Source organism: uncultured Kriegella sp., from assembly GCF_963975415.1.
In the GTDB taxonomy this organism is placed as follows: Bacteria; Bacteroidota; Bacteroidia; order Flavobacteriales; family Flavobacteriaceae; genus Kriegella.
On record NZ_CAXBGN010000003.1, the window covers coordinates 122,734 to 149,625 of the forward strand.

Sequence of the window (26,892 nt, forward strand, 5' to 3'; positions counted from 1 at the left end):
TTTACTCTAGAAAAGAGCTTTTAGCATTGGAATGTATCGGAACGTATTTCTCGATTATGTATGGCGTAATCTCATCTAAGGTCTTTCCGGTAATGGGGTGCAGACCAGGTGCGGTAAAATATTCGATTTCCCCTTTCTTATTTTTATAATACCATACCAATGGTCGATTGGTAGCTTCGGCAAAGAATGTTGTGGCCATTGTTACCTCTACTTTTTTAAAATTGGAAAACCGGACAGGATCGAAAGGCACGACTTTGGTGCCATATGCTGAATACGGACTTTTATTGCATGCGATTTCTTCATAGTGGGTTTTCGCCCAGGTCATACAACGGTTTTTAGCTGAAATTTGGTGGTTGTCTGCGGTTTTTGATAGCAATGTTATGAGTATAATTGCCCCGAAAACAATTGAAATCGTGATGGACAATTTCCATTTTTTTCTTCTTGGGGCTACTTCCTTTATTGGTGACTCTTTGACGACGGTTTCCTGAGCTGTGGTATCATCTCTTTTCTGATTGTTGTCTATCGGATTCTTTCCTACATATTCCTTATAATCTTGATACCCTAGATACTTGCAGAATAGGTCTACGCTTTCGGCAGCGGGCTCGCCATGTATGATTTTATTATTAATATATCTATCGTGGGCCCTTTCAAGTGTTTTGGCGCTTATGTGAATATATTTCTCCGTTATTTCATCGGCTATGACCTTGGCTAAAGCACTTTTAGCCTTAGAAGTGCTTCTACTTTGGGCTTTCTCAAATGCTTTCCGAACAATTTCCCCGATTCTATTGTCTTCCATTACACTAAAAATACAAATTTTAAACGGACAAATAATCGACACGATATCCGGAAAACCCTTGGTTTAATTGGTGTCTAAAAGATGTCTAAAACAAGTCGATTCTTTGTCTGTAATTCTCTCTTGCACTTCCACTTACTTTGTTCTCAAGAATGATTTCCGCCATGTTAAGCTAACATAGCGATTCTAGAAAAATCATGCTTACGGAAATCCATAATGCGGTCAGTGATTAATTCGACGAGAAGTAAGTTATGAGCTGCCGCATTAGGATTTCTACTTCTCGAACAAGGGAGACGTCTCTTCACTTTTTAGTGCGATAAATCATCGCAGAATTTACTGAGTATTAACTCGGACGGCCACTGGCATGTCCAATTTTTAACACAATAATTATGAAAAAAGTAATCATAGCCGTAATGGCACTAGTTTTTAATACGTTTCTATTTTCTTGTACCGACGATTCCATTGCAGAAAGCGATACGCTTTACGAGACGCAGGCAACTGAGGGCGATGATGGAGATGTAGATGATGGTAGGGGAGATGATTAATAGCATCGACTAAAATTTAAGCGAGCCATATCTTCGGATATGGCTTTTTTATTTTACTACATTTATAGTCAAACTAATTTTGACATGGCACGTGCCCGAGTTTTCTTCTTGATGATCTTGTTGGCTTTCTTAGGGTGTAAGAATTCGAAAGAACTTGAAACTTCAAAGCAGAACGACCATAGCATTCAAGAAGCTTTGAAACCTAGCAAGAATACCGCCCTTGATTTTAAACAACGGCTAAAATGGATAGACAGTGCCCATGCAAGCCAACAAAAAAAACCTATAGACAAATTAACGCTCGCCATTCTATACGATAAGAGTGCCTTGCACTATAAACTGAAGCAAAGTGATAGTGCTTCATTTTATGATGACTTACTGTTGAGAAAGTCCAGCTTACTGGGAGACGACTATTACATGGGAAGAGCAAGTCATCGACTAGCCTATGATTTTAAAAGTCATGGGGTTTATGATAGTGCCTATTTCTATTATAACATTTCAAAAAATGCCTTTCAGAATTTAGGGGATAGTAGTCAAGTGGGCAGGCGGTTAATGAGTATGGGGCTCATACAAAAAGACCAAAACGATTTTTTTGGAAGCAAAGAAACCTTAACAGAGGCGTTACAATTTTTGAAATCCCCAAAAGATGACAAATATATTGCCTCTTGTTTTAATGCGCTTGCTACCAATCACAGAAAACTGCTGAATTATAAAGATGCGGTTGTCTACTATTTGAAGGCTATAGAATTCTCCGATTTGGAAATGGACAAGTTAATCTATACCAATAATTTGTCGGCTACCTATATCGACCACGGAGCATATGCAAAAGCCATTGGCTTGTTGCAAGAGGCATTAAAGAATTCTTCACTGCAGAAAAGGCAAAGGGAATATGCCAGGGTAGTCGACAACTTGGCCTATGCCCTATGGTTGGCAGGGGAAAATGCTACTCCAGAAAACCTTATCAAGGCATTGGACATACGAATTTCCGATGGTGACAAGCGGGGCCAAATAGCGAGTTATACACATTTAGGGGAATACTATACCGCAAACGACTTTCGAAAAGCACACGTTTATTTTGATTCGGCCATGCGCTTATCAAAATCATTGAAAATACCTAGAGCCGAGCAAGATGTTCTTAGATTCCTAATCGACTTGAATCCTAAAAATATAGCCTTAAGAGATCGGTATACCTTTTTACAAGACAGTATGTATTCCCAAGAACTCAAGGTCAAAACCCAATTTGCCAAATACAAATATGATGATAGGTTAAAGCAAGAATCGATATTAAACCTACAGACTGAAAAAGCGGTTCAAGAGCTTGAAGTCGCCAAAGAACGTAACTATAAGGTAACCTTTGTTTTTGCTTTTTTTATGGCTTGTTTAGGATCAGGTTTTATTTATTATTTCTTTAAACAGCGTAATAAAAACCTTAAGAAGAAGGCAACTTTCTTAAAGCAACGTAATAAAATTGAAAAATTGGAAGCCGTTTATGAGACCGAAGCTCAACTATCAAGAAGGCTTCACGACGACTTCGGGGCACAACTGAACCACACCATGCTTTTAATTCAGAACAATGCCGAAAAATCGATACTACTTGACAAGATCGATGGTCTTTACCAACAAAGCAGGGATTTTTCAAGGGAAATCAATGATGTCGATACGGGAGCATCCTATAAAGATGAACTTTTTGAAATGCTCCGCGTACAAACACCTCCAAGCACAAAATTATACACGACCGGTAGCAAAGAAATTGAATGGTCAAAGATTAGTGGATTGAACAAAACGGTACTTTATAAAGTGCTTCGCGAAATAATGATGAATATGGCTACTTACAGTGAAGCATCTTTGGTTACCATTACATTTTTGAAAGTTGAAAATTTCTTGCGAATAAAATATTTCGATGATGGGGTAGGGGCTTCCGTAGAAGCGCTAAATTCTAAAAATGGACTACGGAATACGGAAAAGCGTATTCAGGCGATTGATGGAACAATTATATTTGAATCGGAAAAAGGAAAAGGATTTAAGGTCGAAATCAACATCCCAAATTAATAACGATTTATACCATGTTCAAAAAAGTTTTGATTGCCGAAGATTTTCAAGATACCAATAGGGGCATAGTCGATGCTTTACGCAACAAATTAAACATTCGAGAAATACAAGAAGAACTCTATTGCGATACGGCGTATAACAGGCTTAAGCTTGCCCTAGAAAAAGAAGCTTCTTTCGATTTACTGATAACGGACCTTTTTTTTAAGGAAAGCCATATCGATAGAAAGCTTTCTTCGGGAACGGAACTTATTAAGGCGGCCAAAACCCTCCAACCTAGTTTAAAGGTTATTGTGAATTCTATGGAAGATAACCCGGTCAAAATCAAAGTACTTTTTCACGATTATAAAATAGACGGTTACGTATGTAAGGGCCGCCACAGCTTGGTCGAACTAGTGAATGCCATTGATACCGTTTCTGTCGACAAAACCTATGTCTCCCCGCAAATAAATTTAAGCGTTTCCAATAACGTTTTTGAATTGGATGAATATGACCTTTTGATCTTAAAGGATCTGGCCGATGGTTTTAGTAAAAAAGAAATCGTCGAAAAATTCAAGAGGGAAAATATTTCCCCCAATAGCGAAAGTACCATTGATAAAAGAGTGAGCAAGTTATTCGATGAATTCGGGGCAAAAAACACAACACACCTTATTGCCAAACTTACCCGGGAAGGAAAAATATAATACTGGTTTTCTAAAAACGGCCAAATCAAAATAAAGTGTAATCCTTTACGGAAAACTGTAAGGGATTGTCTTTTAATGGAGGTAGTTTTGAATAGTATAAATGATAAACCTAATATTCTTATGGCCGTTAAACATATACCAACTGGCGAAGTCCATAGGGGATATAAAGGCAGAACTACAGGATGCGGTTTTGATACCAAAGTACAGCCTAGTCATTGGGAAAAAACAACCGAAAAAGTTACTTGCGATCGCATTGGGTGTAAAAATTAAAACCGTTTCACCGAATTAATCAAACTTCAAGCTCTTCTAATTTCGCTATGCTAAAGCGACAGCCCTCCTTGAGCGGAAAGATTAACCATTTGCTTTATGGAATTATCTTAAAAATCAATGCCAGAAAGCCCATTTTTTGCTTTACGGAAATCTGTAAGGGATTGTCTTTAAATGGCTTTAGGTTTGAAGTATTATATAATTTGTTATCATGGAACTCCAAAATCAACTTAAGGCACTTGCCGAAAAAATAGGACAATTAAAAGACAAGATAGATACCGAAGAATCTACCAAACATGCTTTTGTGTTGCCTTTTATCAACTTATTGGGTTACGACACTTTTAATCCACTCGAAGTAGTGCCCGAATTCACAGCCGACATTGGGCTCAAAAAGGGGGAAAAGGTTGATTATGCCATTTTTCAGAATGGCCAGCCCATTCTTATCATAGAATGTAAAAATTGGAAGGAGAAACTTAATGCTCATAATTCACAATTGTTTCGATATTTCCATACCACAAAAACACGATTCGCTTTACTTACCAATGGTGTTGAGTATCGGTTTTATACCGATTTGGAAGCCACCAATAAAATGGACGAAAGACCATTTTTTGAGTTTGATATCACCCAACTAAAAGAAAGTGCGGTACACGAGATTGCCAAATTTCATAAATCAAAATTCGATATTGAAAAAATAGTCGATAACGCAAGCTCTTTAAAATACACGAAGGAAATCAAAAAGGTGATTGCTGAGGAATTGCTGTCTCCTTCCTATCATTTTGTAAAGCTTTTTGCGGGTAAAGTATATGCAGGTCGACTTACTGAAAAAGTAATGACGGAGTTTACAGACCTTGTCGGCAAAGCTTTTTTACAGACCATCAGTGAAAAGGTCAATGATCGCTTAAATGCAGCGCTAAACAAAGAGTCGGAAAAACAGCTGGAAGAGGTTCAAGAACCTGAAATGATTAGTAAGATAATTACCACGGAAGAAGAACTGGAAGGTTATCGCATAGTAGTGGCCATTTTAAGAAGAAAATTGCCAATTGAGCGTATCGTGCATCGAGATACCCAATCGTATTTTGGAATACTGCTCGATAATAACAATAGAAAACCACTTTGTCGGTTATATCTTGGAAGTTCGACCAAATATCTAGCGCTTATCGATGAAAATAAACAAGAGATTCGGAAACCATTGCAAACTATTGACGACATATATCAATTCGAAAAAAACCTCTTAAAAACCGTCGATTATTATGAAAGCAAAAGTAACATGGTAACAAATTAAAAACCCCTTGTCAATCCGATCCCAGCTGTCGATGGGGCGTCGGTCAAGAACGTAAATTCGGGTAGTTTAAATCACGGAAATTTAAAGGTCAATTGCACTGGTAGATGATCGGAAAGCTTTCTGGCTTTTTCCAGGTTCTCACAAAATCGAACAAAATCGATCGCACCACTTGCTGTTTTATCAATGTCTTTGGAATAGAAAATATTGTCAATGGGGTGATTGAGGTAACCGGTACCATTACAGCTTCTCTTAAGCGTGGTTTTTTGATTTGAAATGGCTGCACGAAATCCGTTTGCTTTTAAATCATCAAAAACAGGTTTTGCCTCGTCAACATTAAAATCTCCGGCCAAAATCAACGGAGCGCCCAAACTTGTATTTATATAGGTGTTCAAAGCCTTTATTTCGGCCTCGGGATTTTTATCAAAAGGCCGTGAATGAAAATTCACGAGGGTCAACTTTTCTTGGTTTATAAAAAATTCCATTAAGTAGGGCTCCCTATCAATGTGTGAATCTAGGGCCGCAATCAGCTTCCCCCGGTTTTTTATTTTAATATGACGGGTCTTCCAAATAAAGGCGTAGCGCTCGGTGGCGTATTTTGAGCTATGGGTAGGGTTGCTGATGACATAATCCCATTGGGCACCTTTTCTATTAAGTATATCGGAGAGTTTTGCGACCGCCTGTGCGCCTCCATAACCGGAAACTACTTCTTGGATAGCCAAAATATCGGCATCCTTGACGATGTCGGCAATTTGCTGCAACTCTTCACTGCTTTTGGTTTTGCCAAAATCACGAATATTCCATGAAATCAAGTTGACATGGTCAATTTGTGAAAAAAGTGTAAAGTGACAAAATAAGGTAACTAGAAAAAAGAGTCTTTTGGTCATTTGGTCGTGGTTGTAATAGCACGAAAATAACTAAAAAGTCATTGATTCATTACAGATAAGCGTAATCTGTCGCAGCTAGGTTCGAACTCAGAAGACTATCTTTTCATCACTTGCATGATAAAAAAAACGGTTATAGAAATAATCAGACAACTGATAGCCGCTATGATATTCTCTTTGGTGAATTCTCTTTTGATGTTCCCTAATATAGTTTTCATGACATTTATTTCCTACAAAACTAGTACGAAGCTAAACTTTTGAGGAAACTAGTCGTTCTAGGTAAAATAGGTTCGTTTAACGGAGTTCTGATGTGGTCTTGGCGAAAAAAAAGGGGTTTTATCTAAAAAATGGTTGCTTCACTTCTTTGGAAGGCTTGATGTTTCGAAGTCGAGGAAAAGAGTCAATATGGTGCGACAAGCAACACAGTTTCAGGTATGGGAGAAACAAGATAAAAAAATGGTTTGCCGTGGGAATCATATTTACCCAAAGCAAACCATTCGTCGTATTTACTAAAATGCTGTTTTTTAGACTATTCCTTTATTTTGGTATATGGAATTTTCATTTTAATTTCCCAACTACCCGAATCGTTTATTTTGATTCCCCATCGAATATAAGCCCTATTTCTTATTTCTCCCGTGTCGGGATCCAAATAGGGAGTCCAGTCCATGGGGCCATTGTCAGCTTCAAAGGCCTCATCATCTACCGTAAAGGCATCATCGGTGGTCAGATAGTACATCAAATAGGAATTGGTTCCGGAAGCATACGTTCTTCCGTACTGGGGGAACGGAGGGGCGGGCAACGAAAAGGTAGAACCTGTGGCGTCTATTTCGGTGTCTATAGAATTATCATGATAGTTTTGCAAGTAGGTCGATCCGGAAGGATAGAATACTACTTTTTCAGGATTTAAGGGGGTACCGTAACTGTCAGCAATGACCATTTTGACCTTTACTCCCAACGCTGGTTCTTCGCTAACCTTGGTGACCGTAATGTATGGATGGGTGCCATCTAAAACACTGGGAACTCCTTCATCAAAATCATTCATAATGGTCGAGGTGTAGGCAATGTCATAAGCCCCATCACCCTTGCCCAATTGTAACCTTGATCTCATTTCGGTAGGAAATTCTACCGGTTGAAAATCTTCCATTTTTACAATGACGAAGTCATCAAGTTGGCGTTCGCCTCTTACGTTAGTGGCTTTTACGTTAATCTTATATATATCGTTTCCGGTAACAAATTTACTAGCTTGGGTAAAGGCCAATTCTCCACTTACCTCATTGATAAGTATGGTCGGAAAATCACCCAATTCCAACTTTTCTTCGACCAAGGCCAAAGTCGTATCTGTTTCAGCATTAAAGGCAGATTTCCAAGTTAGCAGTTCATATTCATCGAACAGATCGTTGGTCGAATTGCCCTGCGCGTCTGTTATACCGGTGATTTCCCATTTAAGTGGATAGGTGGATCCTTCAATGGCCGGGGCCGCCCCGATTTTGAACACCCCTCGTGGAACCGAGATGGTGTCTTCTAGGGCATGAATGTTGTCACTGATATAACCTACTTCCGGCGGTTGACAAGATGCGACCACCACGATAATGATCAGTATGGAATAAAGTATTTTTTTCATCTTTTTGTTTTTGTGGTTTTTATTAGTCCCTTTCGAAATTGAATAATGTGTGATTTCCCTGAAGGACATGAATAACGCCATTGGTAGAAATAAGGTTGGAGGTTTTTACGACCACTTTGTCGTCATCATCAATGTTATCCCATTCATCCCAATCGTCTCCCTTTTGGTAAGTGAAATACACATATTCGGGTTTCGTATCCAATTCGCCATTATATTGATCTGTAGGTTCTAATGAAATTCTTCGTTGCTCGCCATTCTCAGCGGTATAGATCCTACCCTGATCTTTGATCATGTTTTCCCTTTTGATTTCCCCAGGAAAAACATAACCGCCCATATATTTGGTTAGGGTATCCAACGGAATATCGTTCACCGTATACTCCGCCAAGGGATCTGTCTCTCGCATGTCGGCCAAAACTCCATCAACATAGTTCTTTATGGAAAGGTTGTTCGGTGCAAAAACGGTAGTGCTACCATTTACCAAATCTGACATTCCTGCTCTTTCTATCAAGAGGGCCAAGGTGTCTAATTGTTCATGTGATTTAAAAAACTCTAGAGTGGTCGTTCCCACTTCTGGGTTACTGATGCCACCATCGATAAGATAGTTTCCATCGTTATCACAAGAATAGAAGGCTATTACAGCGATTAATATGATTATTATTTTTTTCATCGTGATTGTTTTCTTTGGTTTTTAAAATGATGCTACAATTTACCTCTCCAATATTCGGTTTGCAGAATAGCGGGGTTTCTAGATATCACAGAGGGGTGTACCGGCCAGAAATATCCTTTTTTAGCATTCCGCGATTGGTTTACCCATGGCACGCCATCATAATAATCCATTCGAATTCGGTCATAACCGGACTGGGCTTCACCAACAAACTCAATGGCCCGCTCATCAAAAATGGCTTTTATAAGCGATTCGGTATCGGTACTTCCCGTGTAATTGGGAACGTTGGCCTGACTTCTTATGGTATTTAAATCTGCGATAGCAAGACCTGATTGCCCTTTACGGGTATTGGCCTCGGCTCTTAATAAATACATATCGGCAAGGCGAAAGATTAAAATATTCGATTCTGAAAATTGTGCATAGGCATCTTCTGAAGCGGGATCCTGCTCAGCATGCGCATATTTCTGAAGGTATGCGTAGTCTGTATTCGTTCCATATTCATAAAAGAAAAGTTCTTTTCGTACGTCGTTTTCCCGATCGCTATCTGCTGCCATCATCTCGTTCCCGTAAAAATCGGGATCCATATAAGGGCTTATTCCATTATTGACACTTTGCCAAACCGGGTAATTTAGGGTAAGTCCCGTGTGATTGTCATCATACTGTATCAACCTGAACGATTCGTTCATCTCGGCGCTAATATTAATCTCGAAGAGACCCGTCTTCGATTGGCCGATGCACATTTCATCAAAACCATCTTTTCCTTCGTTTACATAGTCTATCAAACTTGCACCGCTATTATTGATCACGGCCGTAGTAGCGTCAATCGATTGTTGGATCATTTCGGGGTTGTTGTTATCCCTACTCGCATACCAAAGCGTAATATGGGCCTTTAGTGCTTCTGCACTTGCCCTATTGGCAGTAATAGCCCAATTGGAGGCACCAGGAGAAGAGTACTGCAATAAGGCAATCGATTTATTCGCAGCCTCGAGCGCATAATCTAGAACTTCTAGTTCACTGACCCTTGAAGTCTCGACAATATAGCCGTCTTCACTAATAAGTTGGTCTGAACTTTCTATAGATTGTTCTACGATTGGAACATCGCCCCAGATACGGGCCATATAAAAATAGGTCAATGACCGAATGAATGCCGCTTCTCCTAAAATTCGGTCCTTTTCCGATTTGGAATCGAATAGTTCCACGGGCATGTCGGTAACATACTGTTCTATCGTATAGGCCCAGTTGGCGGTGCGATAGAAGTTCTTCCAGTTAATGGAAGCATCACGGTATGCTAAAACATAATTGCCACTGTTTTCAATGTAGTTGACAATCCAGTTACGACTGTTCATAAAAGTCATACCGGTCCATTCTCCCCAATATAAAAAGTTTGATTGGGTCATTATAGCTTCCTTGAATAAGCTGTAAGCCCCGGCTACGGCTTGCTCTGCGTTGGCCTGACTATCCCAAAAAACATCGGGATGTGTGATACTTACCGGCTCTTGATCCAACAAATCGGAACAACTTGTTGCACCGAGCAGGCAGAAAGCCATGATATATATTTTAAAATTTTTCATTTGTTTCATAGTTATATGATTTAAAATTTTGTGTCGATTCCAATGGTAATTGTTCTTGCCTGCGGATATCCGTTTCCGTAGGTATGCCCTTTGGCATCTACCATAGATGCATCGACCACTTTCTTAGATCTCTGCCATTGATAGGGATTCAATACCGCTGCAAAGAGTCTTAGGCGTGTCAAGCCGATTTTCTTCATAAAGTTGTCGCTCTGATCAAAAGTGTAGCCTAAAGAAGCATTGTTTACTTTCCAGTAATCGCCACTTTCTATCCAAAGGGTCTGATTGTCCCTAAAACCATAGAACGCTCCAAGACTTGGGCTCTGTGGGTATAGTGCAGGGAAATCGACTCCTGCGGCACCGTCCCCCGGCTGCTGCCAGAACGTATAGTCGCTCAGGTCGGCAAGACCGCGTCGGGCCCAGGCATCACCACCTCGATCGTAGCTGTCCATATAACTATTGAGAACGGTATTTTTTATATCGGCACCAAAGGAAAACTGGCTATAGGCCTGGAAGTACCACTTCTTGAATTGTAAATTAACATTGAAAGAACCGGTAATATCGGGAATAGGGGAGAAGTCGGTAGTCAATTTCAAATCATGTTCCTCGTTAAGTAAATAATCGCCGTTCAGATCGCTCCATATTGGAAAGCCGGGGCGAATAGTGGCCCAGGCATCCTTTCCTCTCAAGGGTTGGCCTGTAAAGGGGTTTACCGGTAATTGGTCTAAATCGTCAATGATGTAATCATTATTGAACATTTTGTAGAGGTTAAGCGGACGCCCTACAACGTAGCCATAATCTCCTCCGATATAGTCTTGATTGCCATTGGGCAACTTGGAAACGTAGTTTTTGTTTTGTGCAAAACCTACCGATAATTCCATACGCAGGTCATTTGTTCTAGGGAAAACATGATACCGAAGCATAGACTCCCAGCCGTAGTTCAATACGCCGGCCACGTTGGTCGGGGCCGAATTGTAGCCTGAATATGCCGGAAAGGCAACATCAAAAAAGAGTTTGTCGGTACTCTTATTGTAGGCATCGAAAGCCAAACTTACCCTTCTGTTAAACATATCCAAGTCAAAACCAATGTTCCATTGCTCGGTTTCTTCCCATGAAAGGGATGCATTGCCAATTTGGTCATAATTTGGAATAACCCCTGTTACACCACCGTAACTGGAAACATTCATTTGGTTGGCCCAATAGGTGTTTCCGCCATATCCTAGATTGTATTTTCCGAAGCGCAAGTAGTTTTCCGGAAATTGCTTACCGTTGATCCCCCAGCTGCCCCTGATCTTTAAATAATCTATAAAACCTGAAATGTGCGGTTTAAGAAAAGGTTCGTCGGAAATAACCCACCCTGCATTTAAGGAAGGAAACTTGGCCCAACGTACATCTTTACCAAACCTTGAAGAACCGTCGATGCTGAAGTTTCCTCCCACCATGTATCGATTCTTATACTTGTAACTGACGCGCCCGAAGTAGGAGACTAGGGCATTAGCGCTTATATCGGTATAACCACCGATTTGATCTTGGGTATACCTGCTATTGATCGTTTGAATGGCATCACTACCAAAACCAAAGGCGGTCATGGCCATATCTTCATATTTATTGTAATCTACGCGATTCCCTAAAACTCCGGTAATTTCGTGTTGGTCATCTGCCCCTAAATTCTCGAAGAGGCTTAAATACGTTTCGGCGGTTATATTTTTTCGATTGTAAAGGGCATAACTCGCAAAACCATCACCTTCGGTTCTAATGGTTGAAGGTTCGTAAAAGTTTTTCTTATTGCTATCGTAAACGAAACTGAGTTGGGAATTTAGACTGAGACCTTTTAATAGATCAAATGTGGCAAAATTGGAAATGGTGAAATTTACGGTTCTATCTTCGTTCAGTTTACCATCCAACTCCCCGCTTAATGATTGTATCCTGGCGTCTGAAATATAAAATAGTGAAGACTGTAATCCGGCTGGATCTACGGGCAACGATGAGTTTAGGTTAAAACTTCCTTGATATGGGTTTCCTTGACCTGTTTGTAGGTCGGTATGGGTGAATCTTGTAATCAATTGGTTTCTGAACTTTTCACCTGCAGTAAAATTGAGGTTCGATGAAAAAGTAATTCGATCTACACCGGTACCCTTTATGACTCCTTCTTGATTGTCATATCCCAATGAAATTCGATAATTGGTTTTCTCGCTGCCACCTCTAACACTAAAATCGTATTGTTGGTCTATGCCGGTTTTATAGAACAGGCCTTGATAGTCGACATTATTGTTGAATGCCGGGTTGATGCTATCAGTCAATACCATGGGGGTTTGATCAGACTGTAGTTCATTGGGTTGCCACCATCTCTGGATCATATCCATTTTGGCCTGACGTTCAGCTCCACCCACCAAAATGGGTACCAAATTGGGTTTTGGCTGCATTCCTAAACTGGTCGAGAACGAAAATTCAGGTTTGTCTAAAGCGGCTCCTTTTTTGGTTTCAATAATGATGACACCGTTCGCTCCCCTAGATCCGTAGATGGCCGCGGCCGAGGCATCTTTCAAAACATCGATGCTGGCGATATCGTTAGGGTTGAGCGATGCCAAGAAATCGATGTTCGATACGCCATACCCGGCTAAATCTTCAAGGCTGGTCTGTACACCGTCAATAACATATAAGGGGCTGCTATAGGCCAAATCTGCATCAATATCTCCGCCTATACTTGTATTCCCGCGAATCATCAAAGCGCCTCTACCTGCGGGTGCACCGGTCATGTTTACACTTTGAATACCTGTGGCCTGGGTAGCGATCAATCCCGATACGTCTAAAACAGGAATTCCTTCGATATCAGTACTTTTGATACTTGACACAGCACTGGTAACGTCTCTTTTAAATACTTTTTGATAGCCAATCAAGACAACATCGTCTAATTGGGTCGCATCGGGCTCCAAGGTAACATCGATCTGTGTCTGGTTTCCAACACTGATTTCTTGTAGCTTATAACCCAAATATGAAAACGCTAAAAACATATCGGCATCTTTTACCGTAATGGAATAGTTGCCATCAAAATCTGATTGGGTTCCGTTGGTAGTTCCTTTAACTACCACAGATGCTCCAGGTAGAGGAACTCCATTTTCGTCAAAAACGGTTCCTTCGACCGTTATATCTTGGGCATGGGCGAAGTGCACCATACTCAAAATCAGAATTAATAAACAAGTTAGTGGTTTTTTCATTGATCTAGTTTAAATTAGTAATCGGTTGATTTTAAAATTTTTAGGGCCTTGTTTTTAATAATAATTTCAGTTCATACTTTTTTTTGAATGTAGTTTTTGGTGATAGTCATGGTTCAGTGAAGATTGAATTGTCTTTTTAAACCCATTCCATTGTCATGAAATGGGTTTTTGTAAAACAAACTAACTTAGACAACTCAAAGTTTTTTAGAAGACAAGCTTAATAGGTATCCTTTATCCAGTTATACGGTTTTCTCTTTATCCAAGTGCCTCTGGTGAAATCGGGAAAATCTTGAGGCTCGCCGTTGTTTTCAATAGACAGTTCAGAGAGCGGGGTGACTGCACTCCATGCCGCCGCATCATAGGCATCCATGGGAGGTGCTATATTTTCTTTCGCAGATTCTATAAACGCATTCATTACGTAAAAATCTATTCCTCCGTGGCCTGCTTCTGTTGCACTGCTACCATATTTTTTCCATAATGGGTGGTCGTACTTTTCGATCCATGTGTCCATGTTTTCCCAGCCATGCCCTTCGGTTGTGCCTTCTATGTGTATGCGTTGGGTGTGGTAATCAAAATCGGTAAGACCCTGCGCACCTTGAACTTTAAACCCTAAGGAATACGGATGGGGGTTGTTTACATTGTGTGTTACGATAATCGTTTCTCCATTGGAAGTTTCAATGGTGGAAGTGATGATGTCACCCTGTTTGAATTTGATTTTGGCGTTGGGGTGGCTCTCCCCAGCGGTATCTACAATATATTTATGCAGACCGACGCCTTTTGTAGCATGTGAAGTAAGGGATAGAAAACGATTTCCCCTATTGATATCGGCCATAACGGCGACAGGCCCCAAACCATGGGTGGGATAAACGTCTGCATTTCGTAATAAAGAGTGTTGGGTTCTCCATGCCGATTCAGAAATTCCTTTGGTCCCGAATTCAGCGCCCTTTCCGTATGCCGTTTTACCATCATTGAACTTTACACCTCGTAGATCATGTTGGTAACCGCATCTAAAGTGCAAGAGCTCTCCGAAAACATTCTGTTTCACCATATTTAAAACGGCAAGAACGTCACGTCTGTAGTTCACGTTTTCAAGTATCATTAAGTGGCTACCGGTTTCTTCATGGGTGTTTACGAGATCCCAACATTCTTCAAGGGTATTGGCAGCTGATACTTCCAAACCAGTATATTTTCCGGCTTTCATAGCGTCTACTGCCATTTTGGTATGCCACAACCACGGGGTGGCGATGACAACAGCATCTATTTCGGTCAAGGCCAATAGGTTTTTGTAGTCATGTTCGTTTTTCCCAAAAGTCTTCGCCTTTTTTTGACCGGCTTTTTGAATATGGTCTTGGGCGATTTGAATTCGGTTCGGATCTATATCACAGATGGCAATGACAACAACATCTTCCCTTTTTAGTAGATTGTTCAAATGGTTTGTTCCCCTAAGTCCAACACCAATTACGCCAACTCTTAATTTTTGGGAGCCCTTACTTAAACCATTTCCCAAGGTGAGGTTTGGCAATAAGGCAATGCCGGCACCGGTCATTGTCGTTTTCTTAATAAAACTTCTTCTTTGATTCATATTTTGCTAAATAATAATGATGTGTTGAATGTTGAGCAAATATTAAGATTGTGTTAATTGTTTAGGGGTGCTTTTTTTTGCGTTCTAGGGGTAAATTTTCGGATGTTCGAGCCTTATGAAGTTTTTTTCCACCTTTTTGAAGAAAATACCTCCTTTTGGTTGCTGCCAATTATGGGTACATTTGTTAGCTGGTATAATAAAAGGGGCTTGCCCGGCTAATTCTACTTATTGAACAAAGAATTGAAAAGGAAGAGAATATATGGGGTGCTTTTGTTGGCGCTCTTTCTGTGTACCTATTTATTTGGTCAGCAACCTTCCAATTTCATCCACCTTCCTTTTAAACTGAATAATCATAACATTAAAGTTACCCACACCGTACAAGACAGTCTTGGTTTTGTTTGGTTGGCACATGCTGAAGGAATATCTAAATACGACGGTTATAATTATGAGTTCATCTCAAAAGATCTGATTTTTAAAAACGATACAACCTCAGACGAAGTAAAAAAGGTGTTTCGGGATACGAAGGGAGTGATTTGGGCCTTGTCGTTGAACGGTCAACTATCTTATTTGCATAAAAACGGAACATTCTTGTCCATCGATGATTCGATTATAGATTTTCAGAAACTTCACGAGGTCAATACGGTATATGAAGACGATGGAAATATTTGGATGGCCACCAAAAAAGGATCTGTCTATTCGTATGACCACGACCAAGGTATTCTCGATAGTATTACTACTGTTCCCGTAGATGCTTTCGGCCTAAATAAGATCAATTCACTAGTTGTTAGAAAATCAGATCAGCTTGTGATAAGTACTTACAAAGGGCCCCTCTTCATTTATTATTTGGAAACGAGACGGTTGGAAACACTCGATCTGCCTTACGATTATACTTTGGCAGATAACAACTTATTGCTTTTGGATAAGAAGAATAGACTTTGGATCGGTTCTTCATATGTTGACCATGACATCGTTATTTACGATTTTACCAAAGAATCTTTTGTTCAAGATGAAATCATAAATGCGAAATGGAGAGATCAATTGAATGAATTGTTTACTACTATGTATTGCGATATACATGGATTTATTTGGTTGGGAACCGATGGTAATGGACTTTATAAAATCGATCCCGATTCTGGGAGCCTTACGATATATAAGCACAACGATTTAAATGAGTTTTCATTGAGCACGAATACCATAATCGGCATAAATGAAGATTTAAAGAATAATTTATGGGTGCTCACCAATTATGGCGATATCAACATTCTAAGAAATAGGAACCATCAGATAAATTATCATTCTGGTTCTATTCAAGACCGGCCAGCTCGGGTATTATCTTCTTATAGGGGAAAAGATGGTACATTATGGATAGGAACTGACGGAAACGGTATTACCAAGGTGACGCATGAAGGAAGGGAAGATCAGTTTTTTGAAAATTCACCGGATAACAAAGGATTTTACATTCACTCGATCAATGAAGATGCCAAAGGTAATGTATGGGTAGCTACATACAAGAATGGGTTGTGGGTGGGAAATTCCGGGAATACTGAATTTTCTAAAGTCTCATTACAAAACTCCAAAAATATTGTGGCGCTAGACGTTCGCTTTATTTTTAAGGATTCAAGGCAAAGGTTATGGGTAACCACAGATCTAGGGGTATATCTTTTTTCCGATAAAGATACGTTGTTGGCCTATTTTGAAAATGGATCAGCCGGATTGTTGGGCTTAATTTCTCAGAGTGTGGTCGAAGATACTTCCGGAACCGTCTGGTTGGCCTACAACGGAGGTGGGTTATTTCGATTCAACGAAAATTTTAAAGACCTCTCAAAATCTAGTTTTACTAGGTTCGGGCACGTAGAGGATCGTTTGATTTCCAATAAAAATTATGACATCTGGTCAATGGCTACAAGTGATTCTGAGGGCTTATGGTTGGTTACCGTAAATGGAGATTTGACAAAATTCGATATAGCAGATCAAAAGTTTGAACATATAAAAATCAATGGGGTCTATGACAATACCGTCTTTCGATCTGTATTGTTGGAAAATAGGGATAATTTATGGTTGGGGTCTACCAATGGTATCTGGCATTTGAATTTGAGGGATGCGACTTCAAGGGTGTTTCAAAAAAGTGATGAACTTCAAGATGACTCCTTTATGCAAAGAAGCGCACATAAAGGTTCTGACGGCTCTTTCTATTTTGGTGGGTTAAATGGAGTCAACTACTTTAAACCGAATCAAGTAAAAAAGGAGAAAACAGTAGCAAAGTTATTTGTCGAAGATATTGATATTTTAAATCAACCAGCTATTTCGGTTATTCCGGATCAAATTAAAGAAGGTGTTGAAAAAATAGAGGAGTTGCAATTGAATCATGACCAATCTTCCTTTTCCTTTCGGTTTCTGGCGATTGACAATGTTCTTTTTTCCAACTATAACTACGCTTACAGACTCAGAGGATTTAATAACAATTGGATTGATTCGGAAAAGGAACGTTTAGCGGCCTATACCAACATACCTCCGGGAAATTATGTTTTTGAGGTAAAGGCCAGTTCCAATAACGGGGAATGGGACATCGCCCAGAAATCGATAGCAATTACAATATTGCCCACTTTATGGAAAACACCATTGGCAAAGTTCTTTTATGCTTTATTGTTCGTGGGGCTGCTGTATGGTATTGCTGTTTGGATAAGACTTCGCAATAGAGTGGTGGCCGATGAATTGCAGCATAAACACGAAAGAGAGCTCTATGCATTAAAAATGGATTTCTTTGCCAAGATGTCACATGAAATACAAACTCCTTTGACTTTGATCCTGATTCCCTTGGAAAACATGCTGGATCGGGCCCGAAAGAGTGGCAATGTTATTTTACAGCAGCGACTTCGATTAATATCAAACAATGCCAATCGATTATCTAGAATCGTTTTCGAACTTACATCGCTTCGCGATAAAGAACTTGAGAGGCTGGTCTTGCGACCTGCCGAAAATAATCTTATCGCAGACTTGAAAGAAATTACCGGTTCGTTCAATGAACAAGCGACGTTTAAGGGTATCAGTTTTAATTGCAGTTACCCGAGCGGTGAGATTAAATTATGGTACGATAAAGACAAGATAGAGCATATTTTGTTTAATCTATTGTCGAATGCATTTAAGTTTACGCCCAAAGGGGGGGCAATAATTTTAGATGTCATCGTCGAAGATTGGGAAAGACATGTGAAAATTTCAATAACCGATTCCGGTCCAGGAATTCCCAGAGATGAACTGCAAAACATTTTTCAGTTGTTCTACCAGTCCGATGCGGGCAAGCAAAAAGTAGGAACCGGGATTGGATTGGCATTGACCAAAGAATTGGTTGATTTACATCACGGTAAAATTGATGTGAAATCAGACCCGGTAAAAGGTTCTTGCTTTAGTTTTAGTCTGCCTCTTGACAAAAACAACCGGAAAAGTTCGGAAGTTGACTTAACAGTCAAAGAGACCATTATTGATGTTGCTGACGTTGGTAACGATTTGATGCCGGAAAATAATGCGAAAGGGCGTGCGAAACTGACGAAGACTATTTTAGTGGTTGAGGATAACTACGAACTACAAATATCTTTAAAAGATATTTTTAGCGACTATTACAATGTGCTATTGGCCGAAAATGGTGAAGAAGGTTATGCTTTGGCCCTTGAACATAACCCTGATTTGATTATCAGTGATATAATGATGCCAAAAATGGACGGTATTGAAATGAGCACTAAGCTTCAAAAAAATGAACTTACCACACATATTCCCATAATTTTGCTTACCGCCAAGAAAACTTCGAAAAATAAATTATTGGGTTTACGCAGCGGAGCCGTCGAATATATTGGCAAACCTTTTAATATAAACGAGCTGGTCTTGAAGGTAAACAATATCATCACTCGAAGTGATCGCATTATTCTAAAATACAAGAATGATTTGATTACCGCTCCAAAGAGCGGATCTGGTAAATCGCAAGATGAGGTTTTTCTTGAAAAACTGGTGGAATTGGTCGAGAATCAAATGAGCGACCCTGATTTTAAGTTAGAAGATTTGTCTGCAGATTTGAATATGAGCTATTCTGCCATTTACAGAAAATTTCAGGCCTTGACCGGTAAGAAAATTGTAGAATTCGTAAGAACAATGCGTCTTAAAAAAGCAGCCATTTTAATAGCGGAGTGTAATTATTCGGTTTCGGAAGCCGCTTTTTTAGTAGGTTTTAATGATCCTAAATATTTTTCAAAATGTTTTAAAAAAGAGTTTGGCAAGAACCCTGGAAAACTAAAGGGAAAAGGCAATAGTGATAAAATATCAAATTCATAAGGTTTGAATTCCCTAGATAAGAAAGTTAATAATATTGACCATAATAATTAAAATGATAAGAATAGCGGATATTGATTTAAATGATTGGAAAAAGTTGGCAAATAGCGGTACATCGGGCACGTTGGGAGGTAGGAATGTATTTACCATTATTCTTTTGTTGTTGCTTGCCTCATGTCAGACCATCTCTAGAAAAACGGTTGCTGAAGATGGGAACCAGAAGAAATTGAATTTTACCGAAGCGATAACAACTCGTGGCAATAGTTGGGTTGTTGATAAGGTAGAAGACAACCAAGAGCTCATTTCCGAGTCGGGTATAAGCAAATGGGAAGATTCGAATACTGTGATTCGAACCTATTTTAAAGTTGGGCGAACAGGCTCATTGAATGTCGGGTTAAACCTTAAAGTAACTTCCGGAACCACTAAACTTAAGGTTACTTTGAACGGAGAAAGCAAAGTAGTCGAGGTGTCCAATGTCGATTATGAACCGGTAGAGGTCGGTGTCTTTGATATTACCGATACGGGATATCATTTTCTTGAACTACAAGGTTTAGAAAAGACGGGGAGTAGTTTTGCGGAAGTCAATGAAGTCTTGATTGGCGGCCCGGCGGCAAGTGGGGAACTTACCTATGTAAAGGAAGATTTTTATTGGGGCAGAAGGGGGCCATCGGTCCATTTGACCTATACTGCTCCAGAGCATACCGATATAGTGTGGTTTTATAATGAAATCACCGTACCCGAGAACGAAGATGTTGTAGGTTCTTATTATATGGCCAATGGTTTTGGGGAAGGTTATTTCGGTATGCAAGTTAATTCTGAGACGGAACGAAGAGTGCTCTTTTCGGTATGGAGCCCGTATGAGACCCAAGACCCTAAAAGTATTCCCGAGGAGTACAGGATAATTTTATTAGGCAAAGGGGAAGGGGTAACTACAGGGGAGTTTGGTAATGAAGGTTCCGGAGGGCAGAGCTATAAAGTGTTTAATTGGAAAGCTGGAAATACCTATAAGTTTTTATTGAAAGGAGCACCATCTGTGAATAACTCAACGGATTATACCGCATATTTTTTTGACCCAGATACCGAAAAATGGAATTTAATCGCCAGTTTCCGAAGACCGCATACAAAAACATATTTGGTTAGGCCGCATTCTTTTTTAGAGAATTTTAGAACCGAGATGGGCCATCTATCAAGAATGGGCGAGTATACCAATCAATGGATTTATGATACCAAGGGTCAATGGCATGAGCTTACCAAGGCGAAGTTTACGGCAGATGCCACTGCTAGAAAAGGGTCAAGGGAAGATTATGCGGGAGGTGCTGTCGACAATAAATTTTTTATGAAAAACTGTGGTTTTTTTGATGAAAAAACCACAATGGATACCTTTCATGAGAGAACCGCCAATGGAATTGCTCCGGAAATCGATTTTTCCGACTTGGAGAAACCGCGTTTGTAACCAGAAGGCCTTGATGAAATTACAAAAGCATTACAAGCCTCATTTATCAGTGAGAACGATCTTTTCCGTTTCCATAGCATCGGAAACATCGACTTGTTTTACCGTTTCTCCCTTTGTAGCCAGAAGCCTCATATCTTCCAAAACTAGATAAAGACAGGGTACGATGACCAGTATGATCGCCGTAGCGAATACTATTCCGAACCCTAATGAAATCGCCATGGGGATTAAATAGAACGCTTGGCTCGATGTTTCCAATATGATTGGGGCTAGACCACCGAACGTAGTCATGGTAGTCAACATTATCGGGCGGAATCTTCGCAGTCCTGCTTCGTGAATCGATTTGTAAATGGGTTCGCCTTCCCTTCTGCGTTTATTGGCATAGTCTATCATGATCAACGAATCGTTAACGACGACACCTGATAATGCGATTACTCCCATTAAACTAACCAAAGAGAGGTCGTACCCTAACAGAATATGACCTATTACGGCCCCAACAATTCCGAAAGGTATGGCGGTCATAACAATGAGGGGTTGGGTATAGCTGCTAAAAGCTATGGCAAGTAAGGTATATATTAAAAGCATGGCTATGGTAAAGCCCGACCTCAGGGTATTCGTACTTTCGCGCATATCGGCTTGACTGCCCTCAAAAGTCCATGTAATCCCTGGGAAATCTGCCCTTAATTGCGGGAGTACTTCTTCTTGAACTGAAGTTATAACACGATTGACGGTATTGGCGGGTTCTACATCCATACCAACATTGACAACCCGTCGGCCGTCCCTACGGTTGATGCTGCTAAAGGCTTCCCGCTGTTCTACTTCTACGACATCCATTAATGGTACCTCAATGCCACTGGGCGTGCGTATTAAGAAATTCTCCAGATTGTTGATGTCTTTCCGTTCTTCCATAGGTAATTTAACCCGTACCTCTATTTCATTCATGCCCCTTAATTGCCGCATTGCCAAAGCACCAAAAAAACCGTCACGAACCTGCTGGCCTACCTCATTTGAGGTCAATCCTAAATTTCTTCCTTGCGGTAATAATTTAAAATCATACTGTGCCTTCCCTTTATTGTAGTTATCGGTAACATCACGGGTATTTGAGAAGGCGTTCATTCGTTCCACAAAAGCGGCACTAGCCCTTGCCAATACATCGATATCGGAATGGCTAAGATCTATACTGATGTCTTGTCGGGCCCCACCCGGACCCCGTTCGGCTTCGAAGGTAATCTGGTCTACCCCTTCAATATCGCCGATGTTATCTCTCCATAACGCAATAACTTCGGCGGCGCTAACATCGTGTTGGTCAGGGGGCAACATGACGATTTCTACATCAATAAAATTCTGTCCGCGTACGTTGGTCTTTATTCCTTCTGCTACTTCATAAAGATTGTGTTCTTCAAACATACGCTGTGTCGAACTAGAAATAGCATGTGCTACTTTGGCCGCTTGGTCAGGGGTCGTACCCACGGGCAAACGAACCCCTGCCTCAATTTCATCTGCAGCTACTTCGGGCATCATTATCATTCCCATATGGCCGCTAAGACCAAAGCCCCCAACAATTAGCAAAAGAGTTATGGCGGCACTGAGGGTTATATATCTGTATTGTAAGCAAAGGTCTAGAAAAGGGCGGTACCTATTGTCAACAAATCGATCGAAACTGTTGGCAAAAGAACGTTGCCAGCCCTCTAGTTTAAGTACCCATTTGCTTTTGTTTTTTTCTTTTTTAAGATGACCTAAATGGGAAGGTAGAATGAATAGGGCTTCGAGTAGTGAAACTGCCAGAATAACGATTACTACTGCGGGCAATGGTTGCCAGAACTTTCCGGTTTCCCCAGGCATAAAAAGTAACGGAACAAAGGCGATAATGGTAGTGACAATACTGAAAATAACAGGGAAAGAAACATCCTTTGTACCGGCAATGGCGGCTTCCATAGGGGATAGGCCTTTTTGACGGTATTCATATACATTTTCACCGACCACGATGGCGTCATCGACCACAATACCCAGGACCACTAAAAAGCCAAACATGGAAATCATGTTGACGCTAATGCCGATTAAGGGCAATAAGATTATTCCGCCAATAAATGAAACGGTCATGCCCATCATCACCCAAAAGGCCAAACGATATTCCAAGAAAAGTGTCAAAATGATCAGAACGATGACTATGGCGAGTATTCCATTTTCAGTAAGAAGCGAAAGCCGCTCACGATAATCGGCCGCACGATTGCTATCGGTACGATAGTGAACATCAGAAGGCAGTTGAAAATCTTTCATGATGCTTTCTACGGCATCGGCAATTTCTAAAGGTGACTGATTTCCAATTCGGAAAATACGGAGTTCAACGTAATTTTCTTGGTTGAACTGTCCGTGAAATCCAATTTCCTCAAAACCATCGGTCACGGTTGCAATATCTTTTAGGGCAACTTTTGCACCCGATTCGGAAGATACAACGGTAATATTGCCAAATTCTTCGGCCCATTGTTTTCGCTCTTGCATACGTAGGAGAATTTCACCGCTTTGTGTCTGAACGGCACCCGCAGGCACGTCATTGCTGCTCTGTTCGATAATATCGGCCACTTCACCCAGGGTCAGATTGTATTTTTGAAGATTTCGCCGCGGAATTTCGATGCGCGTCTCATAATCGGGTACATTGCCCAATTCTACTTGCGTAATCTTGGGATTGCTAAGCAATATATTTCGAAGGCGTTCGGCAAGCTGGCGGAGGGTCCAAACATCAGCTTTCCCATAGAGGCCTATTTGCAAAACGTCTCTTTGTCGTGATTGTAGGCTTACCTCAGGTTGTTCAATGTCATCGGGAAAGGTGCGAATGCGATTGATAGCCTGATCGATATCTTGAAAGGCTTTCATTCGTTCAGTGCCCGCAACCAGTTCAATGCTTACCTCTGCAGAACCCTCGCTAGCTTCGGAAACTATTTCCTTAATGCCCTGAACGGCTCGAACGGCCTCTTCAACTGGCTGTAGAATACCTTGCTCTACTTCGGCCGGGGAGGCCCCGGGGTAGGCCACTGAAACTTCCACAAAATCGAGCTGAAATTCTGGAAATACTTCTTTCTGAATCTTGAACATGGTAAAGATACCCCCTCCGAGCAAAACCAACATGAGCAAATTGGTAGCAATGGAGTTTCGCGCCATGTAGCCTATGGCACCCTCTTTTCTGGGATTTCCTTTTTCTTCTATTTCGCTCATGCTCTTCCTATTGCTTCATTTCATTTTTTGGCGTAGTTGATTCGGTTCGTAGCCCAATACCATTACTTACGGTGCTTAAATCGGTAATGACTACTTTTTCACCATCAACCAATCCCTTACGTATATAGGCGTACACATCATCGTTCAATACGATATCGACTTTCCGGATTTCCAATTTACCATCTTTCATTACCCAAACGGTTTCATTACTTCGAATGTAGTCTCTACTAAGGCGCACGACGTCGGCTACGGGATTGGCTTGTATATTCACCTCTACAAAGGTGCCTATCATTAGGGAAGGCATTTTTTCATGACTTGTTTTATTGGCCAGTGGGTCGGCAACCTTTACCAACACCCGAGCCAAACGGGTCTGATTATCAAGCGCACCGATTTGCTTGTCTAAATACCCTTCTCTATAGGCATCGGTAGACCACGCCGTGGAATTCGTTATACGCACAGGAGATCCCTTTTCAGAATCACTTTTCGGGAAACTTAACCACTGCAATTTTGATACGGGCACGGTTGCCATTACCCAATAATAATCGGTGCCCACAATACGCCCCAAATTATCACCTTGGGAGACCTGAGAACCTTTCGTTACATTTTGGCTTAAAATATGGGCGTCAAAAGGAGCGCGTATGGTCGTGCGCGATAGGTTAAGTTTGGCCTGGTCTACTGAGGCCTTGGCACCACCAATGGTTGCTTTGACCGCATTGAGCTGCGGTTTTCTTAAAACAAGTTGGCGCTCTTCTTCGGAAAGTGGATTCGTACCAAAAAGGGAATCATCGGCAATCAGGTTTAAGTCTTGTTCTGCTATTTTTTGCCTTCCCATTTCAGTATCCAATGTGCTCTGCGATTGCAGTAATTCACTTTTTCTAAGTTCTAAGGTATTTCGATAGTCCGAGGGGTCTATTTGCAAGAGCACTTGGTTTTTTTTGACAAAACCACCAGGGGTAAAGGCCGCATCCCTTCGGATAACCTGCCCGGAAACTAGAGGGCTTAAAGTAACGTCTTCAACGGGTTGTACCGTGCCCGTTGCCACAATAATAGGCTCGTAAGTACCTTGCTGTGCGGAAATCACATCTACCAACATGGCTGTTTCAATGCTGGCACCTTCCGTTTTTGCTTCCGGTTCGGTTGAAAAAATGAGTATGGTAATGGCTAATCCGGCTATAAGAATGGCCAAACAGATTCCTACTATTTTTTTATTGCTCATAGTGCTATTTTACTTTTTGTATCCAGAAACACATTTTTAAATCTTAATAATCAATATTTCTGCCTGTATCGAATCCTCCTGCCAAAGCCCGGTACAGCCCAATGCGTATTTGAATTTGCTGTGATTGTGCCGCCACATAATCACGTCGTAACTGTTGTTCTTGGTCTAGGCCAAGGAGTACATCTAAATAGGGGCTGAAACCGTTCAAGAATTCTACCCGCAATTGCTTGTTACTTTTTTCCGAGAGTTCTAATTGGCGCGCAATATTTTCCAATCGTTCTTTTTGCATCATGTCACGTACAAGTCCGTTTTCGACATCTTGAAAGGCTTCCAGTGTGGCTTGTCCGTACTCGTATAATCTTTGTTGTTTTACGGCTTCGGATCTGTCAACCTCTGCACTCAACTGTTTGCCATAAAATAAGGGGGCAAGAATATTACCGGCTATGGAATAGGCCCAGTTTTCAAAAAGGTTGGCAAAGTTATTGGCCCGCAGTTGACCCCTACCTGACACTGAAATTCGAGGGTATTTGCTTCGTACAGCTGCCGCCATATCACGGTCGGCTGCAAGTAAAAGTGCATACGACTGTTGCACGTCAGGTCTACGCCGCACCAATTCCAATGGGAGTCCGGTTTCAGGAAGCGACTGTAATTGGGGTAAATCGACAGCCGTGAACTCCATATCTGTTTGTGGCTGATTTCCTAGAAGCACAGCCAACTGATTTTCTAATAGACGTACATTGGTGCTAAAAATAATTTGTTGCTCTTTAGTGCTTTCCAATAGTTGGGCCTGTCGCAGAATATCAACTGCCCTGATTTGGCCCCCGACAAAACGCGAGCGTATCAGTTTAATAATATCTTCGTTGGTCGTAATTTGAGTTTCTGTAATTTTCAATTGTTTTTTTGCTGCCTGCAGCTGATACCAAGTCGTGGCGATTTCTGCTGTCAGTGATATTGCGGCGGTACGATAATCGAACAGACTTGCTTCGGCCCTAAACTTTTCGGCTTGGACCGCCGTTCGTATCCTGCCCCACAAATCAAGCTCATAAGTGGCCGATAGGCCCAGTTGCGTATTTTCTCCTCCGGTAAAATCGTTTTCAGGAAAATTTACCGCCGTTTGTGCCGAAGCCTCAATTTGGGGCCATTTGTTCGAGGCCGCTCTACTAACAATGGCTTTTGCAGCAACAAATTGCTGCCAAGTCGCTGCCAAATCAAAGTTTGATTGCAATGCGCTGTCGATCAATTGATTGAGGTCTTCATCTTCAAAGGATGTCCACCACCTATCTTCGAGAGCACTTGCCCCGCTAAACGAGAATTCTTGTACCTCTTTTATAGGTAATGCTATATTTGAAAAACGGGGTGAACAACTATAAAAAAGCAAGACCATGCCGGAACCAATTAATAGAAGTGCCCTTTTTGTTCCCTTTGGTTCGATTTTCATTTTGGTACTCAAGTGGAGTTTGTTGGTTTAATAGGTAGATCGAATATCGATACCCTCCTAAAATAAATCTTTTTATGGAACTTTTGTATTAACAAAAACATAATTATCAAAACCAAGAGT

16 protein-coding genes are annotated in these 26,892 nt (G+C 40.8%); 6 read left to right on the forward strand and 10 right to left on the reverse strand.

Annotation, left to right across the window (positions count from 1 at the left end):
• Position 1 precedes the first annotated feature (1 nt).
• The gene (locus AACZ88_RS07340) at positions 2-796 is read right to left on the reverse strand and encodes a hypothetical protein (RefSeq protein WP_339708449.1); all 795 of its coding nucleotides are present in this window, start codon (positions 794-796) and stop codon (positions 2-4) included.
• A 386-nt stretch (positions 797-1,182) separates the two neighbouring features.
• Here AACZ88_RS07340 and AACZ88_RS07345 point away from each other — a divergent pair, with 386 nt between their 5' ends.
• From AACZ88_RS07345 to AACZ88_RS07360, 4 genes are all read left to right on the forward strand, one after another.
• Positions 1,183-1,338 carry a hypothetical protein gene (locus tag AACZ88_RS07345; protein WP_339708452.1) on the forward strand — a complete coding sequence of 52 codons (156 nt, stop codon included), beginning with the start codon at positions 1,183-1,185 and terminating at the stop codon, positions 1,336-1,338.
• Between the two features lie 84 nt (positions 1,339-1,422).
• Positions 1,423-3,384, forward strand: coding sequence for a hypothetical protein (locus AACZ88_RS07350; RefSeq protein ID WP_339708455.1), 1,962 nt, complete (start codon positions 1,423-1,425; stop codon positions 3,382-3,384).
• A gap of 14 nt (positions 3,385-3,398) precedes the next feature.
• The gene (locus AACZ88_RS07355) at positions 3,399-4,064 is read left to right on the forward strand and encodes a DNA-binding response regulator (protein ID WP_339708458.1); all 666 of its coding nucleotides are present in this window, start codon (positions 3,399-3,401) and stop codon (positions 4,062-4,064) included.
• Between the two features lie 478 nt (positions 4,065-4,542).
• Positions 4,543-5,613, forward strand: coding sequence for a type I restriction endonuclease (locus tag AACZ88_RS07360; RefSeq protein ID WP_339708461.1), 1,071 nt, complete (start codon positions 4,543-4,545; stop codon positions 5,611-5,613).
• A 71-nt stretch (positions 5,614-5,684) separates the two neighbouring features.
• Here the strand turns inward: AACZ88_RS07360 and AACZ88_RS07365 are convergent, their stop codons facing one another.
• The 6 genes from AACZ88_RS07365 to AACZ88_RS07390 all read right to left on the reverse strand — a co-directional run bounded on the left by AACZ88_RS07365 (position 5,685) and on the right by AACZ88_RS07390 (position 15,144).
• Positions 5,685-6,497, reverse strand: coding sequence for an endonuclease/exonuclease/phosphatase family protein (locus AACZ88_RS07365; protein WP_339708464.1), 813 nt, complete (start codon positions 6,495-6,497; stop codon positions 5,685-5,687).
• 526 nt (positions 6,498-7,023) lie between these two features.
• Positions 7,024-8,115: a hypothetical protein gene (locus AACZ88_RS07370; protein WP_339708467.1), complete on the reverse strand. Its 1,092-nt coding sequence runs from the start codon at positions 8,113-8,115 to the stop codon at positions 7,024-7,026.
• A 22-nt stretch (positions 8,116-8,137) separates the two neighbouring features.
• The gene (locus AACZ88_RS07375; protein WP_339708470.1) at positions 8,138-8,782 is read right to left on the reverse strand and encodes a fasciclin domain-containing protein; all 645 of its coding nucleotides are present in this window, start codon (positions 8,780-8,782) and stop codon (positions 8,138-8,140) included.
• 32 nt (positions 8,783-8,814) lie between these two features.
• Positions 8,815-10,359, reverse strand: coding sequence for a RagB/SusD family nutrient uptake outer membrane protein (locus AACZ88_RS07380; RefSeq protein WP_339708473.1), 1,545 nt, complete (start codon positions 10,357-10,359; stop codon positions 8,815-8,817).
• An 11-nt stretch (positions 10,360-10,370) separates the two neighbouring features.
• Positions 10,371-13,562 (reverse strand): SusC/RagA family TonB-linked outer membrane protein, encoded by a 3,192-nt coding sequence (locus tag AACZ88_RS07385; RefSeq protein ID WP_339708476.1) that lies wholly within the window; start codon positions 13,560-13,562, stop codon positions 10,371-10,373.
• A 217-nt stretch (positions 13,563-13,779) separates the two neighbouring features.
• Positions 13,780-15,144, reverse strand: coding sequence for a Gfo/Idh/MocA family oxidoreductase (locus AACZ88_RS07390; RefSeq protein ID WP_339708479.1), 1,365 nt, complete (start codon positions 15,142-15,144; stop codon positions 13,780-13,782).
• Positions 15,145-15,372: 228 nt separating this feature from the next.
• On the opposite strand from AACZ88_RS07390, the gene AACZ88_RS07395 reads away from it, so the two are divergent.
• Both AACZ88_RS07395 and AACZ88_RS07400 read left to right on the forward strand, forming a co-directional pair.
• Positions 15,373-19,461 (forward strand): ATP-binding protein, encoded by a 4,089-nt coding sequence (locus tag AACZ88_RS07395; protein WP_339708482.1) that lies wholly within the window; start codon positions 15,373-15,375, stop codon positions 19,459-19,461.
• 52 nt (positions 19,462-19,513) lie between these two features.
• Positions 19,514-20,911 carry a DUF3472 domain-containing protein gene (locus tag AACZ88_RS07400; RefSeq protein ID WP_339708485.1) on the forward strand — a complete coding sequence of 466 codons (1,398 nt, stop codon included), beginning with the start codon at positions 19,514-19,516 and terminating at the stop codon, positions 20,909-20,911.
• Positions 20,912-20,950: 39 nt separating this feature from the next.
• Here the strand turns inward: AACZ88_RS07400 and AACZ88_RS07405 are convergent, their stop codons facing one another.
• From AACZ88_RS07405 to AACZ88_RS07415, 3 genes are read right to left on the reverse strand one after another with little or no spacing between them, the layout of a single operon-like run.
• On the reverse strand, positions 20,951-24,118 hold the full coding sequence (locus AACZ88_RS07405) for an efflux RND transporter permease subunit (protein WP_339708488.1): 3,168 nt from the start codon (positions 24,116-24,118) through the stop codon (positions 20,951-20,953).
• A gap of 7 nt (positions 24,119-24,125) precedes the next feature.
• Positions 24,126-25,334, reverse strand: a complete 1,209-nt coding sequence (locus AACZ88_RS07410; protein ID WP_339708490.1) for an efflux RND transporter periplasmic adaptor subunit — start codon at positions 25,332-25,334, stop codon at positions 24,126-24,128.
• A gap of 43 nt (positions 25,335-25,377) precedes the next feature.
• The gene (locus tag AACZ88_RS07415; protein WP_339708492.1) at positions 25,378-26,772 is read right to left on the reverse strand and encodes a TolC family protein; all 1,395 of its coding nucleotides are present in this window, start codon (positions 26,770-26,772) and stop codon (positions 25,378-25,380) included.
• Between the last annotated feature and the right edge of the window lie 120 nt (positions 26,773-26,892).